General features: G+C 47.3%; 18 protein-coding genes. 7 read left to right on the plus strand and 11 right to left on the minus strand.

Annotation, left to right across the window (positions count from 1 at the left end; all coding sequences use genetic code 11):
* On the minus strand, positions 1 to 1729 hold a 1729-nt coding region (locus C7B77_RS03930), incomplete at its 3' end, for a metallophosphoesterase family protein (protein ID WP_106300526.1).
* A 122-nt stretch (positions 1730 to 1851) separates the two neighbouring features.
* Between C7B77_RS03930 and C7B77_RS03935 the strand changes: the two genes are divergently transcribed.
* From C7B77_RS03935 to C7B77_RS03950, 4 genes are all read left to right on the plus strand, one after another.
* The gene (locus tag C7B77_RS03935) at positions 1852 to 2100 is read left to right on the plus strand and encodes a hypothetical protein (protein ID WP_106300528.1); all 249 of its coding nucleotides are present in this window, start codon (positions 1852 to 1854) and stop codon (positions 2098 to 2100) included.
* Between the two features lie 235 nt (positions 2101 to 2335).
* Positions 2336 to 2917 carry a tetratricopeptide repeat protein gene (locus C7B77_RS03940; RefSeq protein WP_181243697.1) on the plus strand — a complete coding sequence of 194 codons (582 nt, stop codon included), beginning with the start codon at positions 2336 to 2338 and terminating at the stop codon, positions 2915 to 2917.
* A gap of 29 nt (positions 2918 to 2946) precedes the next feature.
* Complete coding sequence (locus C7B77_RS03945) at positions 2947 to 4437, plus strand: acyl-CoA synthetase (RefSeq protein WP_106300532.1); 1491 nt, start codon at positions 2947 to 2949, stop codon at positions 4435 to 4437.
* 196 nt (positions 4438 to 4633) lie between these two features.
* The gene (locus C7B77_RS03950) at positions 4634 to 5116 is read left to right on the plus strand and encodes a universal stress protein (RefSeq protein ID WP_106300534.1); all 483 of its coding nucleotides are present in this window, start codon (positions 4634 to 4636) and stop codon (positions 5114 to 5116) included.
* 115 nt (positions 5117 to 5231) lie between these two features.
* Here the strand turns inward: C7B77_RS03950 and C7B77_RS03955 are convergent, their stop codons facing one another.
* From C7B77_RS03955 to C7B77_RS31320, 7 genes are all read right to left on the minus strand, one after another.
* On the minus strand, positions 5232 to 6437 hold the full coding sequence (locus C7B77_RS03955) for a hypothetical protein (RefSeq protein WP_106300536.1): 1206 nt from the start codon (positions 6435 to 6437) through the stop codon (positions 5232 to 5234).
* Between the two features lie 39 nt (positions 6438 to 6476).
* Complete coding sequence (locus C7B77_RS03960) at positions 6477 to 8777, minus strand: superantigen-like protein SSL4 (RefSeq protein ID WP_106300537.1); 2301 nt, start codon at positions 8775 to 8777, stop codon at positions 6477 to 6479.
* Positions 8778 to 9445: 668 nt separating this feature from the next.
* Entirely contained in the window at positions 9446 to 9889 is a 444-nt protein-coding gene (locus C7B77_RS03965) for a hypothetical protein (protein WP_106300539.1), read from the minus strand.
* Positions 9890 to 10099: 210 nt separating this feature from the next.
* Positions 10100 to 10750, minus strand: a complete 651-nt coding sequence (locus tag C7B77_RS03970; protein ID WP_106300541.1) for a DUF924 family protein — start codon at positions 10748 to 10750, stop codon at positions 10100 to 10102.
* A 168-nt stretch (positions 10751 to 10918) separates the two neighbouring features.
* Entirely contained in the window at positions 10919 to 11773 is an 855-nt protein-coding gene (locus C7B77_RS03975) for an ADYC domain-containing protein (protein WP_245894042.1), read from the minus strand.
* A gap of 121 nt (positions 11774 to 11894) precedes the next feature.
* Positions 11895 to 12257, minus strand: coding sequence for a pentapeptide repeat-containing protein (locus C7B77_RS03980; protein WP_106300557.1), 363 nt, complete (start codon positions 12255 to 12257; stop codon positions 11895 to 11897).
* A 271-nt stretch (positions 12258 to 12528) separates the two neighbouring features.
* Positions 12529 to 12663 carry a hypothetical protein gene (locus C7B77_RS31320; RefSeq protein ID WP_281261332.1) on the minus strand — a complete coding sequence of 45 codons (135 nt, stop codon included), beginning with the start codon at positions 12661 to 12663 and terminating at the stop codon, positions 12529 to 12531.
* Between C7B77_RS31320 and C7B77_RS03985 the strand changes: the two genes are divergently transcribed.
* Positions 12662 to 13825, plus strand: coding sequence for an AAA family ATPase (locus C7B77_RS03985; protein ID WP_106300545.1), 1164 nt, complete (start codon positions 12662 to 12664; stop codon positions 13823 to 13825). The genes C7B77_RS31320 and C7B77_RS03985 overlap by 2 nt on opposite strands.
* Positions 13822 to 16074 carry a tetratricopeptide repeat protein gene (locus tag C7B77_RS03990; RefSeq protein WP_106300547.1) on the plus strand — a complete coding sequence of 751 codons (2253 nt, stop codon included), beginning with the start codon at positions 13822 to 13824 and terminating at the stop codon, positions 16072 to 16074. The genes C7B77_RS03985 and C7B77_RS03990 overlap by 4 nt, the downstream gene beginning before the upstream one ends.
* Positions 16075 to 16189: 115 nt before the next feature.
* Here C7B77_RS03990 and C7B77_RS03995 read toward each other — a convergent pair whose 3' ends face one another.
* Together C7B77_RS03995 and C7B77_RS29080 are read right to left on the minus strand one after the other, a co-directional pair.
* Positions 16190 to 17473, minus strand: coding sequence for a caspase family protein (locus C7B77_RS03995; RefSeq protein WP_106300549.1), 1284 nt, complete (start codon positions 17471 to 17473; stop codon positions 16190 to 16192).
* 439 nt (positions 17474 to 17912) lie between these two features.
* Positions 17913 to 18290, minus strand: a complete 378-nt coding sequence (locus tag C7B77_RS29080; RefSeq protein ID WP_146138174.1) for a hypothetical protein — start codon at positions 18288 to 18290, stop codon at positions 17913 to 17915.
* 356 nt (positions 18291 to 18646) lie between these two features.
* On the opposite strand from C7B77_RS29080, the gene C7B77_RS04005 reads away from it, so the two are divergent.
* On the plus strand, positions 18647 to 22408 hold the full coding sequence (locus C7B77_RS04005) for a WD40 domain-containing protein (protein ID WP_106300553.1): 3762 nt from the start codon (positions 18647 to 18649) through the stop codon (positions 22406 to 22408).
* Positions 22409 to 22450: 42 nt separating this feature from the next.
* Here C7B77_RS04005 and C7B77_RS04010 read toward each other — a convergent pair whose 3' ends face one another.
* Positions 22451 to 24034, minus strand: coding sequence for a WD40 repeat domain-containing protein (locus C7B77_RS04010; protein ID WP_106300555.1), 1584 nt, complete (start codon positions 24032 to 24034; stop codon positions 22451 to 22453).
* Positions 24035 to 24142 lie beyond the last annotated feature (108 nt).

Genomic DNA, 24142 nt, shown 5'->3' on the forward strand with positions numbered 1-24142 from the left:
GAATATCCCCAGATAACACCACGACAGTATCGCGATGGGCAAAGAGTGTGGTTATCAGTTGCGCTAGAGCTGGGGTATGGATATTCCAGGCATCACCCACATCTGTGGCGAATACGCGATTGCGTTCGAGCGACCATTGATGAATCAAATCGATAATTTTTAAGCCAAATAAATTGGTAGGTGCGACGATAAATGTGGCGACAGGGGTAGCGGTGGGCGATTTGGCTTGGAGCGGCGCGATTAACTGTCGCTCGAATGCTGTGGGCGACAATAACATCGGCGGATCGATGGGAGATCGATCGAGATGATAACCGCGCCAAGTGCGCGTATCTAAAACCACCACTTCATGACAACTACTACCGATTGTATAATGCCAGACGAGTGCCTCCGGATCGCGATCGAGGATCGCCACCTCTCCATCGAGTGTAAATTTGGGTAAACCCGTGCGCGAATCGCTCTGTGGCATTCCTACCCAGCGGGCGATCTCTAACTGGGCGGCAAGATCGGTGCCCCTACTTAGCGACCATTTTTGGGCAGCAGCTAGTAGTTTCCCGCCCGATGTACCCGCCTCAAATCGATCGGGCGTATTCCCCCAGCCTTGAAAGATTGCATAGGCCAGGAGCGCGTTTTGCACCACCTGCTTGCCCAACGGTTTGCCCAATACCCGCAGGCACCAAGCCTGATTGAGATTCCAATCATCGCTGACATCGTGGTCGTCGAAGATCGTATACATGGGGATATTTGCTAAGGCGCGACGCACTCGCCCCAATCCCTCGACAAATTTCTGTAAATGTGCTATGTCTCGATTCCACTGCTTGGCAACCTGCCGATCCTTAGTTACCGCACGACCCGATGGCCATAGCTGCGGCCAACACGCGGGCGAACAGGCGAGTAAATAGACTGCCAAATATTCACCCAAACTGAATAAATGGCTGGTAACTTTCTTGCGGCGATCGCGCAACCCAGCCGTAAAGCCCGCTTGACGAGTGGCGATCTCGGCGCGCAACCCAGGGGCGAATTCAGTTGCCAGCCGATACTCGATCTGACGCAATCGCCCATTACGCACGGGCAATCGTTCCGTCCAGCCTAACAGCGTCTCACCAAGGTGGCTAGCCGCCCATAACAACGGATCGGCGACATCATCACCATAAATTTGGTCGCCAGTGAGAAACAGTTGCTGGGGACGTTGTGACGGCAAATCTGCCGATTCGGCGAGGAGACTATCGAGAATCGATAAAGCATCGAATCCCTCCCCGTGCGGTTTGCGACAGGAACCATGGACGATTCGCAAGTCACAGAGCTGGCTGGAGGGCAGGACAAAGGTGGGATAACCATGTGCGAAATAGCTAATCCGCTCGTGCGGGATATTCGGCGCAGACATCGCCTGTTGTAACGATCGATCTGGGATCTGCCCATCGCCATCCGAGAAGGTTAAGTCGTAAGCGTAGACTCGATCTGTGGCTAATTCTACACTCCCCTCTGACGTCGCCGTGACAGCGATAATATGTAGGTGTGTGCCTAAGGCGATCGTCTCTCGACTCCCCAACAGCAAACTCTCCCCGATCTGGTTGCCATTATCCGCCGTCGCCAAAACCCGCAGCTCGACTCGACAAGCAGCTTGCAGCGCAACCCAAACTGTGACCGATTGGGGCGTAGTGCGCCGCAGAATTGGCCCAGCTAAAATTAGTGGTAATTCGGTTAGCGATGCTCTGTTGGGTAAATCGGACATCCAGATCTAGTTAGCTAATCGCTATATAAAATATTGTATTAAATTACGATCGCCTGTAGCCGCTCATTTTGGTTGTAGTTAGAATAATCTGCTAGGTACGAAAAAAATACTGAACTAAGCAGATGGATCGCAACCACACAATTGAGTTCGCTAAGTTAGCGCAGGAACTGTATTTTTGCTATGAAAAGCTACCACCAACCAAGCAGCTAGCGGCAAAGATCCTCGATCGATATATCAATTATATCGATCCGTTATGTGAGAATGATTACGCTCGATTGGCGATCTTCAGTACCACCAGTGCGAGTATCGTCGATCGATTTATCGCTCGGATCGCAACTCGTTGGCAAGCAGGTAAGCTGTTAGTCATTTAATTTACTTGTCTTTCCCCCGCTCCCCGCTGTCTTGTCTTGACGTGCTCGACCTGGAGGAAACCTCCAGAACGCACGTCGCTGATTTGCTAACCCGTCGGGAAACAAAGGCGTGCGCAAATCGCTCCCCGCTCCCCGCTTTCAAAAAATCTAGTATGTGATTTAAATGTTCGACAGCTTAGTGCATAATCCCCAAATATTTGCCCAATCTAGAAATATAATCTTCACACTAACGATCGTGAAACCTACCACCCTAATCATTTCCGCTCTACTTTTGACTCAACTTCCGCTTCAACCTGCTACCGCGCTACCGCTCCAACCCACAATTGCGATCGCCCAATCTAACCCAACCGCTGCCGATTACATCGCACAGGGCGATGCTAAATATAAGTCTGGCGATAATGCAGGCGCAATTGGCGATTATAACCGCGCTCTTGCTATAGACGCGCAAAATACTGAAGCCTATACTAGTCGCGGTATTGCTAAATCTACAGCGGAAGATAAACCAGGCGCGATTCAGGATTTTGACAAAGCGATCGCACTAAATCCGAGAATAGCCGAACTTTACAATATTCGGGCGGTAACTAAATATGAATCTGGAGCTAAACAAGCCGCAATTGCCGATTACGATCGCGCGATCGAGCTAAAACCAGAACTTGCACTAGCTTACCTCGGTCGGAGTATCGCCAAATACGAATTCAATGACAAAAAAGGCTCGATTCAGGATATGAAAAAAGCAGCAGAGTTATTTAAGCAGCAAGGAAATACTGACTTTTATCAAAAAGCAATGAATTATCTCAAAATGTTACAGAATGAGTAGAGAAGATTAATATTTACCCATTACCCAAAATGAATCTCCCCGCGATCGAGCGTGCTAAGATCTACGACCAAAACATAGCGATCTCCACCACCACGGGAGTATTTACCTATCGGGATTTGCTGCACGCCTCTAGTCAGATCGCGACGCATCTGCTTGCTCATGACGCCGATTTGCAGGAGCGGCGAGTGGCATTTCTGATCCCGTCTGGGTTTGAGTATGTCGCTACGCTGTGGGGGATTTGGCGGGCTGGTGGGATTGCGGTACCGCTGTGTACCGTCCATCCACGTCCGGAATTGGAGTATGTAATTACCAATTCTGGCGCATCGATCGTTATCGCTCATCCAGATTTTGAGGACAGTTTACGCCCGATCGCGCAAGATCGCAATTTACGCTTTATCCTCACGTCAGAACCACTGCCAGACTCGATCTCAGTGCTTCCAGATCTCGATCTTGCCCGTCGCGCCCTGATCCTCTACACCAGCGGCACCACAGGCAAACCCAAAGGGGTGGTAACCACCCATCAAAATATCCAAGCTCAAGTCACCAGCCTAATTGATGCTTGGGAATGGACTGCACGCGATCGGATTTTGCACGTACTCCCATTACACCATATTCATGGAATTGTCAATGTACTAGCTTGTGCGTTATGGGCGGGGGCAGAATGTCAGATGGTAGCCAAATTCGATGCCCAAACCGTGTGGAATCGGATTGGTGAAGGCAATTTAACTTTATTTATGGCCGTACCGACGATTTATGTAAAGTTGATTAATGCGTGGGAAAATGCCGATCGAGAGCGTCAACAACAGTTGTCCGCTGGCTGCGACAAAATGCGCCTGATGGTGTCTGGTTCGGCAGCTTTACCCGTGACAGTATTAGAGAAATGGCAGACGATAAGCAATCATTTTCTGCTCGAACGCTATGGCATGACTGAAATCGGCATGGCAATATCGAACCCATTACATGGAGAGAGAACTGCTGGCTCTGTGGGGACGCCCTTACCGCAGGTGGAAGTAAGATTGGTGGACGAGAATGGAGACTTAGTGCCACCAGGCACTCCCGGCGAAATTCAAGTCAAGAGCCAAGGCGTATTTCTAGAATACTGGCAAAACCCAACCGCAACTGCCAAGGCTTTCCAATCTGGCTGGTTTTGCACGGGGGATCTGGCGGTAGTAGAGGATGGTAACTATCGGCTGTTGGGGCGGATGAGTGTCGATATTATCAAAACTGGCGGTTATAAGGTGTCCGCGCTCGAAATCGAAGAGGTATTGCGATCTCACCCAGATATTCAGGGATGTGCGGTAGTGGGTGTCGCCGATCCAGAATGGGGCGAACGGGTATGTGCGGTGTTAGTTTTAGAGCCGCAATGCCAGTTGACGTTGGCAACTATGCGGAGTTGGGCAAAGGAACGATTGGCAGTTTATAAGGTACCTAGTCAAATTTTATTAGTCGCTGAGTTACCGCGCAATGTGATGGGGAAAGTAACTAAACCCGCAGTGGTAGAGCTATTTCGATCGATGTAAATATCCCAATTATATTTTAGCTCGATCGCCAGAAAAAGTTGTGAATATTTGATAACCATACTAATTTTTGGGGTTGAATTCAAATTAATATAATGATTGAAATAGTGCTTTAGCTTCCATAATTATCGACTTAGGATCGGGTTACATCGATCGCCAAATTAACTAACCTTGAAGTTATCAATGAGGAATATCACTAATGTTGAAAAAAATCTTAGTCGCAATTGGTGACTCTGCTGAATCACAAGCAATTTTAGATGCTGGATTGACATTGACTGAAAAATTTGGTGCCCAGATGCTGATCCTACATGTCATCAATCCCGCTATACCAACCGGATTTAGCCCATTAGTCGGTGGCATGTTTCCACTTGTTAACAGTGTAGCAGTCGAACAATATACCAAGGAGTGGCAAGAGTACGAAAAAATGGGAATCGAACGTCTTCAAGCTTATGCCGCACAAGTCAAAGAGCGTGGGATCGAAGTTGAAGTTTCGCAAAATTTTGGTGACTCTGGACGGATGATTTGCGAACTTGCCAAAAATTGGTCGGCGGAGGTAATTGTGATGGGACGAAATCAAAAATCGATGTTGAGTGAAATCTTTCTCGGTAGCACTAGCAACTATGTTTTACATCATGCACCTTGCTCGGTGATGGTGATTCAGTTACCAGCATTAGCCAGTTAAAAGGGGGTAAAGGGTAAGGGGAAAAGGGGTAAGGGCAAAAGGATAGAACAATTTCCTTTCCCCTTTCCCCTATAACCACCTGGCGAATCTAACTATGTTTCTATAATACCGATGCTCATTTTCCTAAAATCTGAAACTGTTGCGGAATGGATTGAGTCAAAATTGAGCCATTGAGATCGAGAGCTTGAACGTGCCAAGTTAATGACTTATTTGTCCTCTGTTTGAGCCAAGGTGGAGCGGTATAGGTAGTGAGATCGGCTGGTAATAAGGCGGATAAAATCACGCGATCTTTATCCTTAATTTCTAACTTATAACCTCGCGCCGCACTAATTCCCTGCCAGCTAAATCGAATAGTTTCACCGATCGCAATTTTACGATTAGCTACAGGTTCGATCGGGGTAATTTTATCGGCACTAGCGGTCATAAAATAACGAAACACAGGCATCGGAAAACCAGCGACCCCACCACTATTAACTATCCCCGTACCGATACTCGAATCGCCTTCTTTATCATCTGTTGCTTCAATTCGTAATAAAATCTGATAAGCACCAGTCGAACCTTTGGGAAATTTCGTCGGATCTGGCCCTGGTAACAAGACTTGCCCAGTCGGTTGCAAGAAGACATCGAATCGTTCTAACTGTGTATACCGTCGTTGCAAACCCCGTTCTTCGAGCGGTAAACTGGCTTCGGTTAATAAATCGCGCCCAGTTGGAGGCGGATCGCCAGGTAATACTACTTCCCATCTGCCTTTCAATCTGCCCGTACCGTTGTAGCTAATTTGGGCACCGAACTGAGGTAAAGTTGACCCGGTAGCAACCGCAGGAGCGGGTTTACCGCCAGTAACTAGTTTGACACTGGTAATACTAAAAGGCACTCGCGCGCCACCACTAGCTAACCGACAGGTGACAGCCACAAATTCATCAGGGCCGCCGTTATTGCTCCTCCAGCGGCGCACGTAGAAGAAATCGGAATTATTGCCTCTTGCAGCATCTTGATAGGCTTTACGAGCCACAGAAGCGGGAATGGTCATGATATCGGTATAGTTATTGCGACCGCTGGCTCGACCGATATTGTACCGACGCGGCAATCTCCCAAACACAGTACCAGAAACACACGATCGATCGGCATTAATTTCGCCACACCACAATGCTTCGGCGGGGCTTTGATTATTCAGTCCAAAGTAGGTCAGAAAAACCGTAGTCGTACCGAAACTTTTGACATTTACCCCTCTAGGGCTAACGTCAACGGCTTGAGCGGGTTGCATTCCTAATAAAATTACACCTAAAGCGAAAATTGCGAGTGAGTTGGTGAAGGTTTTCATGGTTTAGGGGATAGGGGATAGGGGATAGGGAATAGGGTTTTAAAAACTTAGGCTCATGCCTGTGCTGATGGTATTGATTGTTGAATTGGTATTAATATTGTCGATCGAACTACTATTGAGATTCGATTGACCGCTGTAACGGAGGAAGACGCTACCAGGATTTTCGCGACCGAAAGTATTGGTTTTAAAGTTCCAAGTTAGGAGTAAATCTAAAGCATTCGATCGAGTTAAAGATTCGCCGATCGAATCAGAATCATTATTAAAATTGTAATTAACGGCTAAGGTGACATCGGGGACGAATTCCCAACTCACGCCAAAGGTCGGACTCTGGGTAAAGCGGGTAATTTGGCGTTCTAGATTTTGGGCACTGGTGAGGTTGTAGCCAAGGTTGAATCTTAGTTGTTGACTGGGTTGCCAACCGACGGAGAATTGATGGCTGATATTATTAAAATCGGCATTCTCTCGTCCCGGTTGGCGATTGTCTTGAAAAGTATTACTAAATTTATAATCGAATGACAATGCGTCGGAAAATTTCCATTCCAGTCCAATTTCTTGAGTATTGTTAAGTTGACTGGGGATTTCAGATCTGTCGTCAAAACCACCATTTATCGCAGCCAAGATCGAGCCTTTTTGATCTGTTTGTTGATAGCGATAGGAAATTGTGGGTAATAAAGTGCTGTTGTTTTGTAAAACTGACTGTAAAGGTACATTTAAGCTAATTGTATCGCTGTTATTTTTAGTCTTCAAAAGATTGGGTAGATTGGCGATATTATCTTCGGAATTAGTATGCTGAAATTGAATATTTGCACCCGCGATCGAGGCATTAATACCATACTGAGCTTGTAATCTGTCGGCATTGACACTCGCGCCGAGGGTGCCAAATTGCGGATCTGTCTGTTCCAATTTGATATTGGCAGAGAGAGCGATATTGCGCTTATCATCTAGTTTGACATCCTTGAGAATATCGTAGCTAGTTTCGGCGTACCAGGCATGTTTGGTAACGGGTTGGAGGGCTACAGCGTTGGTACCCTCCGTGAGTTGCGGATCGTTGGCTCCACCAGCGGTAAAGGTACTGCGAGCGAAGCCTGCATCGGCTTTCCAGCGTCCGTCATCGTTAGCGGCAGTGACTCGCAAGCCGATGCCATCGCTGGCTTCGGCATCGACAACTTCACCGACGTTAAAGTTGGCGACGGGTAAACGAGAACCACTCATCACGGTAGTTTCCAACCGCACGCCGCCAGCAGCATTGTTCGCCACTTGCATACCGAGGGTGGCTCCAGAGAGATTATTATTACTCTCGCCAATGCCTAAAATATTATCGAAACCGACGATCGCGGTGGTGCTCAGATGTCCGATACTGAGATCGGCGAAGTTATTGAGTTTGACATTAGCTGTCACGCCTCTGGTACAGACATTGCTGATGAGTAAGGGATTGTTGCCAAAGCAGACGTTACCTACTGCCACTTTATTATCGCCATCGGTAAAATCGATCGAGTAGGCACTCAAATCGACGAGGGAAGCGCGTTCTTGGAGTTCGCCAAAGCGGAGGGCTTCCGGTTGGAAGGTGGTACCGACGAGGCTGACTTTGCCTTGTAATTTGCCCGTACCGATGGGATACAGGGCGGATAGTTCGCCAGTGAAGGCGGCATCTAATGATGTCGGGCGGGGCGAAACGCCCGCATCGGGGCTGCGGGATTCGGCGAGTTGAGATTTAATGTTGACGTTGAGTTTGGTGTCGAAACCGATGGGAGTAGCAGGATCTGTAGCAGCGGCTGAAGTTGTTGCAGGTGTCGAGCCTGTTGATGGGGGTGTAGTAGCAGTTGGCGATTGAGAATCGCTCGGATTTGTAGGTGTCGAGCCAGTTGTAGATGACGGTTCGGGGCTGGATACTGGTGCTGGTTTTGGGGTTGTCGCTGTTGGGGATTTACCAGATTCTTCGGTTTGAGTAGCGATTTGGCTGGAATTTGGTGCGATTTTAACCGAAAAAGTCGCGACAGGTTCCCATCGATCGGGTGTAGTTGTACGATAAACTGTGAGGGTTTGCTCCCCGATCGGTAGGGGTAAAAGAGTAGATTTATATACTAATTCTTGTCCTTCTCGTTGCATTTGAGAAGTGATATCTAAATCGCCTAGAAATACCGCAATTTCTGTTTGAGCTGGTAACCGATTGACTTTTACCCGCAATATTTCCCCCGATTTAAGGGTAATAACTGATGATGGTGTTGGAGCTATTAAAGTTGAATTAGTTTTAGGGCTAGGTGTTGCTTGAGCTAAACTAGGGCGATCGCATAACGCGATCGAGCAGCACAAAACTAGCGTACCCTGAATCCAGCGGTACATAATAGTTGCATTCTCCTGTATTTAGATTTTGGTTCGAGTGGTTTGAATTGAGAGCTAATCGATCCTGTCGATGTCTTTGAGATTAGAGGTCGAACGGGTAGAATTTGGGTGAAAAATCGATGATTTTTGCCGCCTAAGTGACTTAAATTAAAATCTCTGTTTTCAAGATATAAGTTTGGATTGAGTCTGTATATACAGAAAAGTATGGATCGGAGTATGGATAATCGAACTGAAGCCAGAATCTAACCTCTGAAAATATGTCTCGATCGCTAGAACCCAATCTTCACAAAATATCCCGCTCCTACTCGCAGATCGATCGGTCTCGATTCAGTAAATCGGTTTTGATATCGAAGATAGATCTATTTTTGGATGTGGGCGACATGATTTCCTCCTGTATCTTTTGTAAGTTTGTGGAAAGGTTTAACCTGCTCCATATTTTCAGAATATTGGCAGCCAGCTAGTTTGACAGCCAGAAAAGATCGGAAAAAACCTGCTGTTGACGATCGGAAAAGATCGGAAAAAGGGTGTTCTAACTACTAGAAACTCATGCCAAAAATTGATTCGTGCAGGGGGGAAACGCAGAATTGGGAGAAAATAGTCAGCCTTAGCGTACTATTTTCTGCCAATGGGGTGGTTCCCCCTAGAAGATGGAATTTTTGCTGTTGGAATTAGCAAGAACCCGAGCGGAAACTACCTTTGGGGTTGAAGACGGTTTCGCTGTTGAAGAAGCACATATTACTGTCAAGGCGGAAGGATTTTTGGATAAAGACCTGGCGATTATGGCTCATGCGGCCTGTGACGGTGACGAATCGAGACGCCCCCTGCTGGATCTCTTGGGCAGTCAGCGGGAAGGAGGCCGCTCGTTTTTGACCCAGTAGCATGTTTTGGCTATGAAATGTGGATAGGTTGCGAAGGACTCGCCCGTCAAAGCTTTTAATCTGCCCCGAGACAAAGTATTCTGCGTTATAGCCGCCTTGATTAGAGAAAGAGACAGTTGGGTTGGGTGCTGCTTGTGCGATGGATGGAGCAACATTTGCGATCGTCATGGTGGCAGCACTTACAACAGCCAGACCGAGAGCTTTAGCGGATTTGATAGAGCGAAAAAGTTTCATAATTCCTTGTTTCCAATGGTGTATGTTTGCTTGTGAGGGAATACACGTTCGGAATTTTGGGTTTATGCACAGTCGGTGAAAAAAAGTTTGTGTTGTTGTCCGACAGCAATTGCTCGATCGCTCTAAAATCAAACGAATTCTGACTTTTGCTGGATAAATGATAAGATCGGCGATCGATCGTCGGGAGTGGCAGGTCGAACTTTCATGGAATTAATGCTGAATGAGAAATTGTGTGAGATCGGGTGGAAATGGGTGCTTATGTACGAGCTGTCCGATCGCTAAATACTCTAGTTCGGCTGGGGTCGAAATTCGTCCCAGTAACTCGTTACGATGGGGCTGACGACCGAACTTGGCGACAACATCGCGATGGCGACGGGCTTGGGCAGCGGAGAATGCTAGCATCGAGCGATACTTTGGTAGGGACTCATCCACCAGCGCATCTGCCAGTTGGACTGACAGTTCTAAGTGTTGGAGTTGCTCGGCATGACCCAAGGGCAGAAAGAAGAAAGTTTTTTCCCAAGGGGTTTCTAGAGCGGTATAGTGACCGAGTTCGATGCCGGAGAGCGTCAGAGCGCGGGCTTTTTCGTCCTGGGCAAACGATCGATCGGTACCCCGATAGATCGTCCGCGAGAATTGGTCGAGAATCAGAATCAGCGAGAGTCGAGATCGCGGCTCCCGATCCCAATCATCGAGTTCGCCTCGGATCGCGCGTTCTAATAGAGGTGAAAAACGTGCGACGATCTCGGCATCGCCACCACCGCGAAACCACCACTCCCACTGCCGCACGAGTGCTGTGAGATCGCCATGCGGTAGGCTGGGAAACCAAAATTGTAAAACGTCTTCAACTGCTGTAGTTTGCATATTATGCCTCTCTTCTTTGAGCTAAGTTTGAATTGGTAGGTCTTCAAGCACCAATATCGGTACAGATAAATAGATGGTCGAATTCAAATGTCATGGTTTTAAAGTCGATCGAGATTGGCGGTATGGATGAAAGATGACTCGATCGGTAATCGATCTTCCACCTAGAATTCAACTACATCGAAGTAACGATCTCCTGATGCCACAGGGGTAGGATTGCGATCGAATTAGATCGAATGAATCATTGAAAATCAGCACTTTAGGCAGTTGCTGTTGAATCGCCGTGGGATCGATTCTCCAAAGGAGAGGCTGCGCCAACGAGTTGCGCACGGGGCGTTTGAGTCGATCGGGACATTCCCGCTCGATTTTGGCTAAAGACTCTGGCCACCGAGTCCGAGCGATAAATACTGCACCATCAGGACTCCAACCCGCTTCCAAAATCATGCCACTGTGAGGAGTACGGGTTTGAATGCTCAGTCGATCGTAGATATCAATGGCTGTTCCATCTTTAGTATGAGCGCGACCATTCCCGCAATAATCTGCCCGCACCATGCGAGTACAAGCTTGATGGAAATCTCGCAGCGATCGCCCCCGAACTGTTTTCCAGGGTTTATAACCAAACCGAACGCATTTGGCTAAAACCCCATTGGTACAAGCAAAGGTAATGCGGCCATTCTCATGGTGTTTACCCGTTCGATCCCAAGCTCCCGACAGGGGAATTGCTTTAGCAACATTGTCGCGATCGGGTTGGCAGTAATTTTGCCACTGTTCCGAGACTGAATCGCGGTAAAGAACGGTGTAGAGATAAATCTCTCGTTCGGGATCTTGAGGATCTAAGTCAACATCTGCGATCTTGAGTTTGAGATCTCGCCCACCTTCAACAACTGTTAGTTCGGTTCCGGCTACATCCCGTCCCTCGATCGCCAGATCCTTCCCCGCGCCCTCCCAATTCAGGTTTCTCTGGACTTGAATGGATGCAACGATCGTCAGGAGACAGCCCGTTGCCAACAGCAAGGAAACAGACATTTTTCGTGTAAATCTCATGGCAAACTTGATGGCAGTTATGGGAGATGGCTCTCTTCAATCGATCGTGAATACCACCACCTCCAGACCCTCTTCCCTCCCCTACGGTGTATACACAAGTCCACTAGACATCGCTTCTTTTAATCTTGAGCGCAAGTTGGCCACCTTCTAAATGGATTTTTGAGATGGGCTTTTGGTTGAGGGTAGCGGTTACTAAGGTTGGTGAGGTTAATCCAAACTTGTTCGAGTGGACTCCGTTCTCACTAAGACCAGTCCCATTCAAGCTTGCTCCATTCAAGTTGGCTCCGTTAAAGCTCGTTCCATTTAAGCTTACTCCGTTTTGCATAAGACCATTTCCAGTGAGATTTTTCTCAGTGGCTATGGTAGCAGGGCGATCGATCTGGATTGCTAAAACTGTAGCCAAGCAGAGTCCGGCTGTTAGTATGAGTTGAGATAGCTTATTGCTGTGAGTAAGTCGATTTAACATTGGTAATTCTCCTGTTGTTAATCTTTGCGGGTTTATAGAAGTTGAGTTTGGGCAGATCGCCGATCTCTTCTCCAGAATAAGTTGCCACAACTAGTTTGACAGCCAGAAAAGATCGGTAAAAATATGGTGTTGACGATCGGAAAAGATCGGATCGTCGAGCCTCATTAGTTAAAAGCTTAGATCGAGGGCTTTTTGGAAAAAGTCGGGTTTCTGAATCATTCAAATCGATCGAGATCGACTCTGACTCCCAGTGCTGTAAGCCGTTGCCATCTCAATTTTCTGCTCTAGCTGTCTGGGAGAGCCACCAAGCCCGAACAGTGCTGGATTCGATCGAAGATCTACGATGAAATTGACGTAAATAAAAACTGACGTACAATGGTAAGTGTCGATCGAGCGATGTTCTCATGAAACCAAATCCTGGCGGGCAGTTAGCAGCAGATGAAGTACTAGGGCGCGATAAGCTGATTGCAAGGCTGTGGCAGGTGTTGGAGCGACAGAGCTTGTTACTCACAGCAGAGCGGCGGATGGGAAAGACGAGCGTCATCAAGAAGATGACAGCACAGCCATTACCGCAGATGTTGGTAAAGTTTCGGGATTTGGAGGGGTTGCGGACTCCATTAGAATTTGTCGAAGCGGTGTTGCATGACGTTCAGCAGGATTTGAGCGGCAAAGAACGGGCGATGGGTGGGGTGAGAGCGTTGCTCAAAGAATTAAGCGGCGCAGAAGTTAAAGGATTTAAACTACCGAAATCAGTAGAACAACACTGGAAAACCATTCTCACCAAAACCATCGAAGACTTGATGACGCAACAGGATGGAATGGTAATTTTCTTCTGGGATGAGATGCCGATGATGCTCGATAATATCAATCGCGATTTAGGAGAAACAGTGACGATGGAAATCTTGACGACGTTGCGATCTCTGCGTCAAACCCATTCTAATTTGCGAATGGTATTTACCGGATCGATCGGGTTGCATCATGTGGTAACTCAACTCAAAAAAGTCGGTGCGGCTGGAGCGACGACAAATGATATGCACCAAGAAGAAGTTACACCATTAGAATTAGACGATGCTCAATTATTAGCACAAGAGTTGTTAACTGGCGCAAAAATTGACGTTAAAGATTTAGCTCGATCGATTGCCGAGTCAGTCGATCTCGTACCATATTATATCCATCATATTGTCGATGAATTGCAGCAGCTAAAGTCACCCATTACACGAAAAAGCGTTGCAGATATTATCCTCGACAATCTTTATAACCCATCCAATCGTTGGGATATGGCGCATTATCGAGAACGAATCGATACATATTATGAATCGCCCATAGTGCCATTTGCTTTGGGCGTTCTAGATGAATTGGCAGTAACAGCAACCTCATTGCCATTGCCAGATTTATTACAGCGTTTACAGGTGCAAAGTAACTTGCAAAATCTCGATCGAGAGATGTTGCTCAAAGTTCTAAATTTATTGCAACGCGACCATTATATCGGACAACAAAATGCGGGTGCTTATGTGTTTAGGTTTCCGTTAATTCAACAATATTGGAAATTGAGTCGGGGGTTGGGATGATGAAATCGCCAACTATATTTTCATTTACACCCAGCTTGATGAATCCTGCCGATTTAGAATCGATTTTCGTGCAGCGCGAAGCGATAGCGGCGGATTTAGTCGATCGAATTCGTGAGAGTGTATTGACTCCAACGAAGCATCATAGCCTGATAATTGGGGCGCGAGGGATGGGGAAAACTCATCTGGTATCGCTGGTTTATCATCGGGTGCAGGCGATGGCGGATTTGAAAGAGCGAATCTTAATTGCCTGGTTGCGAGAAGAAGAGTGGGGAATTACCTCTTTTCTCAAATTATTGTTGCGAATCTTGAGAGCCATAGATCCTCTAGATCCAGCCATTCAGCAACGGATCGAGGCTCTGTACGAGCTATCTCCAGCCGAAGCGGAACAATCAGCAATGAGCTTGCTAACTGAGATAATTGGAGATCGAACGCTACTATTAATTACCGAAAATCTGGACGATTTATTTAAAGGTTTAGGCGATCGGGGACAGCAACAATTACGGGCATTTCTCCAAAATAGCGGCTGTTGTACGATTTTAGCGACGGCTCCACGGCTGTTTAACGGCGTGCAAAGTCGGAATAAGCCTTTGTATGGTTTCTTTCGTCCCGTGCGGTTACAGGAGCTAACAGCAGCCGAAGCGGTGCAATTATTGATTCGGATCGCCAGTTTGCGAGAACAAACCGAGTTAGTGGACTTTTTAAAAACCCCAATGGGCAAAGCGCGGGTGCAAGCGGTGGAGCATTTAGCGGGGGGAAATCCGCGCATCTATGTGATTTTTGCCGAGTTTTTGTCGCGGGAATCTTTGGAAGAATTGGTGCAACCGTTTATGGCGTTGTTGGATGCGCTCACGCCTTATTATCAATCGCGGATGCAGTATTTATCGTCACAACAGCGGGAAATTGTCGAGTTTTTGTGCGATCGAAAGTATCCAGCTACGGTAAAAGATATCGCCCAACGCTGTTTTATCACATCGCAAACGACTTCGAGCCAGTTGAAGGAGTTGAAGGAAAAAGGCTATGTAAATGTGGAATCGATCGGGCGGGAATCGTTTTATGCGTTGAAAGAACCGCTGATGCGGATTTGTTTGGGGATGAAGAAAGAGCGAGATGGTACGCTCAAGTTTATGGTGGATTTTTTGCGGGCTTGGTATTCTAAAGATGAATTAGATATGTTGCATCAGCGAATATCTGATGGATTTGTTCACAAGCATTTAGAATTAGCTTTACAAGAGAGTAACATTAACGAGAAAGATCCACGAGTAGCAATCTGTTTGGATCTAATAAAAAGCTGCTACGATCTAGGTCTTTTAGATGATGAACTGCAATACATACAAAAGTTGACAACAATTAGAGGCACTGGTGAAGACTGGGTTAAGCAAGCATCTTGCCAGCTAAGATTAGAACAATTGAAAGAAGCTCTTATTAGTTGTGATAATGCATTAGCTATTGAGATTGGTAATTGTAATGCGTGGTATTTAAGAGGTTGTTGTTTAGGCATGTTAAACCGTTACAAGGAGGAGGCTACTAGTTATATCCAAGCTATTTTTTATCAACCAGATTTTTACAATGCTTATTATAACCTTGGTATTGCCCTAGTGAGTTTAGGTCACTATGAAGAAGCAATCTCTAGTTATGATATGGCTATCCGTTTCAAACCAGATTTCCCTCAAGCATGGAATAACCGTGGTACTGCATTTGCAAGATTAGATCATTATGAAGACGCGCTTACTTGCATCGAAAAAGCTATTAAAATTGACCCAAATTATGTCGATGCACTAGGTAGCCAAGCTGAAATATTGCTAGGAATGAATCGATGGAATGAGGGTTCCGAAGCAATAAAGAATGTATTAAATCTATTTCAGAAGACTAATAAATCTTATTCTGGTGATGCTTATCTAATTTTAAACGGATTACTCTCACAAGATTCATCCCAATGGCAATCTAGAATCACCGATTTAATAAACTGGTTCGATCCTTTTCCCACCGCCGTTACCAATGGCTTAGTCAGCGCGTGCAAAAAATTGATATCACCTCTCATTAGCGACACCACAGCCACTCTCTGGCATGATACTTGGCACGAACTTACACACCAATTACCCGAATATCAATTACCATTACGGTTACTCACCACCGCGTTGCATTATAAGCAAAAACCAGACGATCCGCGAGTGTGGATGGAACTATCGATCGAGGAACGCAAAATCTTGCAGCAAGCGTTGGGTATAGATTCAGTTGCGCCGCGCGATTGAAATCGCCGCTCATGATGCGTAGTCCGCCTACGCGGACTAATTTCCTAGTCCGCGTAGGCGGACTACGCAACACTAGCAACGACTTCTAGTCGTTGACAATTCCGAGATCTAACGATTAACCTTTACCCAGGGAACCCGACTCGCACTTTAACAATCGATCGAGAATTGCAATTTTTTGGGTATTCTTGCTAGTGCGAAGCTGCTGTTCGATCGCGATATTAGTTAGCTCCATTTTCAGTCGGGCTAGATAGGTAGATTTTAGTTCATCTTCCGTCACAGATCGATCGAGTCGATCGTAGTTATCCTGATAGCTTTTACTCCGATCGAAATTAAGCTGTTGAGCCAAAGATTGCACCACATAACGTTGTTCGGGGCGGGCGGTGGTTATCAATTGGGCGAGCGACTGCTTATCGAGCAGCTTCGCTGTGGCTGCTTCCGAAAGCTGAGATTGCAGCCAGGATTCAGAGGTGGAGATCGGTAAATCGGCAGCTTGTTCGTCAACTTTAGCAAAAGCATGGGCTTCTAGATAGGATACCCGCCCATCTTGGTTATAGTCAGCAGAGGCGACGCGCTGCCCGATGCGATTGGTGCCGCTCAAACCAGCAAAAAAGCTCGAACTATAGTCTCGATAATCGGCTTCATTGACTTCAGGAGTACAGCCCACTGACGGTAAATGCTTGGTGGTAGCAAAAAAACCACAGCGATGTCGTTCGGCTATTTTATCTTGCGGATCGCCATTTTGATAGACGATCGAGTTAGCAAACGCACCTGCATAACATTGCACCATCACAGTGACGACGGGCTTTGTGGGCGGCAACCGATCCAATAATGTCGCAAACTCCCGCACACTCAAGCTGTGCTCGTTCCACAGCAGCATCGCGTTGTTATCTTCGTCTTCTTTGTTGCGGGAACCGTGCCCGGTAAAGTAAAAAAACAGCGGGCGGCGATCTGATGCGGATGCAGTGGCGATCTGCTGGAACGATCGCTGTAAATTGTCAACTGTCGCCGCAGCTTTTAGATAGGGGATATTAGGTACTTTGAATCGTTCTACGCGATTTGTGTCTAAATAGCGTACCGTTTTGCGCCCATCGTTACCATTGGCAAATAAAATTGTCGCTTGGCTGGGATCGAAGCCCAATGTCTTCATCGTGCGTTGAAAATAAAGCACATTTTTTTCGATCGCAATTTCGTTATAAGATGGCGCGCCACCACCGCCCAAAACTAAAAAATCGGGTACGGTTGCCGATTCCGGGCTGGCAAGATTTTGACTAGCATTACTTGTCGATCCCAATGGCAAAGCAGACTGAAGATTGGCACCATTGAGTGACGGCACAGTGGCAATAGCTGCTGTTATTAAACTGCCGATCGACACGATCGGTAAAATCGATAAAAACCGCATTATTTTTAGCCATCACAAATTAGTTCCTATTGTACTCAGTATGTGAGAAAAGATCGCTCAGTAGTTTCCACATAAAATCCCTGAAATATAGCACTAGAAGCTGTCGATTCTCAAGTGGTGAGGCTACTGTGCCTGTCTTGTCTTGACGCACTGCTTGGTGCGCTGCCAAAGCGTGGGGCACTCGCACGGAGCGTTGCAGTATGAGCGGGAAACCCGCTCACACTGCGACAAGAGTGGCTGGGGTATTTAGCAGCACAGCTCAATCAAAAAACCATCGGCATTGCAGTCTCCCATCGATCGATTGCCATTGCGCCAGCAAGCGAGGATTTTTGTTTTTTTTATCGATGGAACTAACAGAACTAGAGCGGACTTTTTTTGGTTCGACAATTGCGAGTTTCATGGTATTTAATTTTAGGTCAGAGATAGTAAGTGAATGCGATTAAAACCAATTTATTAATTGAGATTGCCACCGCCAGTCGATCGAACGGTGCCGACGAGCGGATTGATGTGTTGGAAGTTGGTGGTTGCCAGTATTTCCCCGTTCGCGTAGCGGATGAAATCGCGCTGAGGTTCCCTCAGCGTGCGTTTCACCAAGCAGCGTCGGCTTTGCCGAATCGCTCAGAGCTACATTCGCATCATTTGGTTTTAGTTCTTCAGCAGCTATTGACAGCCGATGCGGAGCTGTAAAGAGGCTCCCACGAATACCGATCTTGGGTAGATCGATTCTCCCGATGGAGAGGCTACGCGCCAACGAATCAACATGAAGTTGGATGAGATCGAGAATGTTGGTGAATTTGATGTAAGAGTTAGCTTTCATGACTGAGACACCTCTTTTAGTAAGCAGTTGGTTAAAGTAGGTTGATTTGGGGTTGAAATACTCCGAGCAGTTGCCAAAATTTAGCGGGCTACTTTCACACTTATCTGGCTCGGGAGCTGGGTGTTATCGATGCTCCAAAGGGAGCGGTTTTGCCAACGGGTGAAATTTGGCGATCGCGAAAATTGAAGTGTGAGTTGGTGCGACCAAAGGGTTTAAGCTGTTCCATGTCTTTAGAATATGCGCCCTTAGCTAGTTTGACAGCCAGAAAAGATCGGAAAAGATCGGATAAATCGAAGGTAATTGTCAGATTATTCCGCTTAAAATTTAAGAAATAGATGATGGCAGGGTCTTAGCAAATGACAGCAGATGAAGCCTTAGCATTACTCGACCCACTGCTTCAGACTCAAAGTCTCCGCGATCTTCAAGAGCAAGTGTTTCGTCACGCTTGGGAAGGTCGCACCTATCCCAATATGGCCGAGCGCATTGGCTATGACACTGGCTATATCCGCGATATCGGCTGCGAACTGTGGCAACAATTGACTCAGGTATTGGGCGAACCAGTCACCAAAAATAATTTGCGCTCGGTAGTACGCCGCTGGAGCGAACGCACAGCGCGATGCACCGATCTTGTCGAAGTGTCGGCTGAACCGAATCGAATGTCAAAATTAGCGGTGCTAGAAGTTACCCCAGCTTCACCCCCAGATCGAGATTGCTATTGGGGCGAGCAGATCGATGTTTCTAGCGTCATTGGGCGCGAAACCGAACTCCAGCAGTTGGAAATGTGGCTGGATGACAATTCTGACGTTAATCCTCTTGAGCCACGTTGTCGGCTGATTTCGATCGTCGGGATGGGTGGTATGGGTAAAACATCGCTAGCAGCCCTCCTCACTCAAAAGTTAGCAGCCGAGCGAAAATTTGGTCGCATCTTCTGGCAATCCCTGCGCAATGCCCCACCGCTGGATAAAATTCTCGTTCAGCTCATTGCTTTTGTCTCCCGCCAACAACAAACCGAACCTGCGGATACTGTCGATGCTCAGATCTCGCAATTAATGGCATATTTACGCACTACTCGCTGTCTAATTGTCTTCGATAATTTTGAATCGATTCTCGCGCATGGTAGTTATCGCGACGGTTATGCTGGCTATAGCGAACTCCTGCGTCGGATCGCGACCGAACATCATGCTAGTTGTTTAATATTAACCAGTCGCGAAAAGCCCAAAACTTTAATTCATTTAGAAGGGGAATCTGGGGCAGTTCGCACTCTGGATTTACTTGGTTTGAGCGATTCTGATACTGAGAGGCTTTGCCAACGCCAAGTCCAAAAGATTGTCTTGCAGACAGGCTACGCCAACGGGACGGCTAATGGTTGTCATACAGCTAATGCCAGCGATTGGCAGCAGTTACATCAATCTTATGCTGGCAACCCGTTAGCGATTAAAATTGCGGCGACGACAATTCGGGATCTATTCGACGGTAGCGTGAGCGCGTTTTTAGAACAGGGGGTAATTCTCTGCAATGGAATTGAGGCTTTATTAAGTCAGCAATTCGAGCGATTGTCCGAAATCGAGCAACAAGTAATGTACTGGTTAGCGATCGGGCGCGAAGCTATATCGATCTCGCAACTATTAGCCGACTTCATTCCGAGCGGATATAGAACGCAAGTAATGAGTGCATTACGAGCGTTAGATCGGCAAAGTACGATCGAAAAAAGTTCGGGATGTTTTACCTTGCAACCCGTGGTAATGGAGTATGTCACTGCCGTATTTATCGATCGAATATGTGCAGAAATTACTACTTTAGATCTAGCAATTTTTAATAGCCATGCGTTGATGCAGGCTCAGGCTAAAGACTATGTACGCGAGAGCCAAGTGCGGATGATTTTAGTCCCGCTGGTCGAAAGACTCATGGGTAAATTGCGATCGAAACCAGAAATTAAGCAGCAACTCGATCGATTATTAGTTAAACTGCGAACTGAATTTGCTGGTACAAAAGGCTATGCAGGTGGCAATCTGATTAACCTGCTTCATCACTTGCAGATCGACTTGACTGGCTACGATTTTTCCGGTTTGTGTATTTGGCAAGCTTATGTACTCGGCATAAATTTACACGATACTAATTTTACGAACACCAATTGGATCTACTCAGTTTTTGCCGAAACATTCAGCAGTATTCATGCAGTTGCCCTTAGTCCAGACGGTTGCTATCTGGCTAGCGGCGATTTCAACGGCGATATTCGGTTGTGGGATACCCGCACGCATCAACTGCAATCAATTTTAAGCGGTCACACCAATTGGGCGCGATCGATGGCTTTTAGCCCCGATGGTCGAACGTTAGCCAGTGGCAGTTTTGACTGCACCGTGCGGCTTTGGAATGTCGAGACGGGTAAATGCTTGCAGATATTCACCGATCGTGCTCAGGCAGTCAATTCAGTGGCATTTAGTCCCGATGGCAACCTCTTAGTCAGTGGTTGCGATGACATTTTAGTCAGCGGTAGCGACGATTGGACGATCGGGATCTGGGATGTCAACACTGGTAAGTGCTTGCAGACATTCACCGACTATACCGAGGCAGTTTACTCATTGGCCTTCAGTCCCGACGGTCGAACCATTGTCAGCGGCGGTGTCGATGCAAACATTCGGCTGTGGAACGTTCGCGACGGACGATGCTTTAAAACAGTAGCAACTCATCAAGGCAGGATCTTTTCAGTGGCCTTGAGTCCTGATGGTTCGACTATCGCCAGTGGCGGTGACGATCGCACCGTCAAACTTTACGATGCCAGTACTGGCGAGTGTTTGAGAACTTATTTGGGGCACAGCGATCGAGTGCAGTCGGTAATCTTTACTCAAGATGGCCAAACGCTCATCAGCGGCGGCAAGGATCGAACCATCAAGCTTTGGGATCTTCGGACTGGAGATTGTATCAAGACACTAATCGGTCATGAGAATTGTATCTGGTCGCTCGCTGGCAATGCGGCTCATCAGATCGTAGCTAGTGGTAGTGAAGATCGCACGGTTAGGCTCTGGAGTCTGGATACTGGCAAGTGTCTGAGAGTTTTTCAGGGCTATGCAAATACGATCTATACGATGGATTTTGCCCCCCCATCTACCGCAGCACCCCTACCAGATAGTGCCGCTCCTGAAGCAATGCTAGCTACTGGATACTTTGGTGGAGCGATCCGACTCTGGAATTTCCAGGACGTTGGCGTAGCATCCCCTTCAGAGAATCGATCTACGAGTTTGAGCGGTCATAATAGCTCCATCAGAACGGTAGCCTTCAGTCCAGACGGCCAACTCCTCGCTAGTGGGGGTAGCGGTGACAACCCAATTATTAAACTTTGGTGCGTCCGGGACGGCCATTGCTGCCACATTTTAACCGGACATACCGATGGCCTGTGGTCGGTGGCATTTAGTCCCGACGGTCGAATCCTGGCTAGTAGTAGCTCAGATCATACAATTAGACTGTGGAGTACGCTTACGGGTGAGTGTCTTCAGGTTTTGACAGGACATACAGATTGGGTCACATCGGTAGCCTTCATTGGCTCACCACCGATGCTAGTAAGTGCGAGCCGTCGCACGCTCTCGTTTTGGAATATCCAGACGGGTCAATGTATCCAGACTTTGTTGGGGCCGCAGCAAGGGATTCTCTCGATCGCGGCAAACCCTGATGGCGATATTTTAGCAAGTGGTAGTATCGACTATACCGTGGCACTGTGGCACGTTAAAACTGGTGAATGTTTCCAAGTTTTATCCGGTCATCAAGCGTTTGTGCGCTCGGTGGCATTGAGCGCAGACGGTCGAATCCTGGCCAGTGGCAGCTACGACAGTACCGTGAGGCTCTGGGATGTGCAAAGCGGAGAATGTCTGAACATATTGCGGGGGCATCCGCATAGTGTGTTTGCAGTGGCTTTTGTGCCGCACTACAGCACAGATTTTGCCAATCGTCAGTTGCTAGCTAGTACTGGCACCGATGCCACCATTAGATTCTGGGATGTTGCCACGGGTGAATGCGTCAAAATCATTCGATCGCCGCGACCCTATGAAGGGATGAATATTCGGGGCATCCAAGGATTGACTGCTGCCCAGCAGGATAATTTAACGGCTTTAGGAGCCACGTTATAGAAGAATCCAGTGGCGATCTTTTAGGGGGAAACCTTGCTGGATTTAGACTAATGCCCCTAATAATTCCAAAGCCATTTTTTGAGCGGTAGTCAAACCCTTCGCTCCACTAATTTTCATTCCTTCATACAGTCGATCGAGTGTCAAAGTTTTCACACATACTCCAGTGCGGACATCCCAGATTTTTAGAGTTTCATCATAACTACCGCTGGCTAAGAGATAAGGTGTGGCGGGATTGGGACAAAAGGCGATCGATTCAACGCGATCGGTATGTCCGGTGAGGGTGGCAGTACAGATTCCGGTGCTAAGATCCCAGAGTTTAATCGTGCGATCGCTAGAACAACTCGCCAGGATCGGATTATGCTCCAAAGGAGAGGCTACGCCAACGGCATCGCCCCCAAACGCAACACTAGCTACTTGTTCGGTATGACCGGATAATGTCATCGAGCATTCTCCTGTGGCGACATTCCACACTTTCACAGTTCGATCTAAACTACCACTGGCGAGGAGTTGCCCATTGGGACTAAAAGATACCGAATTTAAACTAGCTTCATGTCCCGCCAATTGGCGATGTTCGCGGCTGTCTAGATCCAACAGATGGATCGTTCGATCTGCGCCGCAGATGGCGAGGAGATTTCCCTGTGGTTGGAATGAGAGCGACCAAATACCGCCGCCATAGATACCTGTAATCGCTACCACAGGCGGATTGCTATTCAAATCCCAGATACTGAGTTTGCCAGTGAAACTACCAGATGCTAACCAATTTTTGCCATGATGGTAGGCAACTGCGGTCATCATATTATCCCCTTCGGGGAGAGATCGATCGAGGATTCCAGTTTGAGGATTCCACAACTCGGTTGCAGGGGAATAACTAGCACAGGCGACTAGTTCGGGGGCTAACGGATCGGAATCTGGGGGGGAAATATAGACTAAAGACCAGACCCAAGTAATTGTCGCCCAGAAATCATGCACGCAGATAGCTCGTTCGACATCCCAAATGCGGGCGTTATAACCGCCACCACCAGCCGCAATCCTCGATCCGCTTCGATTCCAGCAAATCGGTCGAATCTCGCGTCCATAGCCCTGAATCGTCCGCAAACATTGTCCTGTAGACACTTGCCAGATTCTAATCGTCCGATCGAGACTGACACTGACGATCGTTTTTCCGTCGGCAATCCAATCTAACCCTGTCGCCCAGCCAGTATGCCCCGACAGGGTTTTAAGACAGGTTCCGGTGACTAAATCCCAAAGCTTCACGACTCGATCGGCTCCAGCACTAATTAGCTGCGTACCTTGAGGATTAATTTTAATTTGGATCGCTGGAGCGTGGTGTCCAGTGAGGGTAAGCAAACAATTTCCCGTAGCTGGATCCCAAATTTTAATCGTACTATCGTAGCTACCACTCGCCAGGGTTTTACCATCGGGACTAAAATGAATCGTCCCCAATTCATTCTGATGCGCCAATCTCGTCCACAAACATTCCCCCGTCTCAATTTGCCACAGTTTGAGGACACCATCCGTACCACCAGTTGCGAACTGGTTGCCATCTGGAGCGAGATCGATCGATTTAATCGCCATCGCATGTCCGCTAAAAGTCCGGACGCAAGTAGCTGTATTCAGATCCCACAATTTAGCCGTAAGATCGTCGCTACAACTGACTACTCACGGTTCGCTCATTTTGGAGAGAGGTAGTCAAATTGGGTTAAAGTTTGACAATGAGCAAGCCTGTAACCTTAA

It is taken from the genome of Chamaesiphon polymorphus CCALA 037 (assembly GCF_003003845.1).
Classification (GTDB): Bacteria; Cyanobacteriota; Cyanobacteriia; order Cyanobacteriales; family Chamaesiphonaceae; genus Chamaesiphon; species Chamaesiphon polymorphus.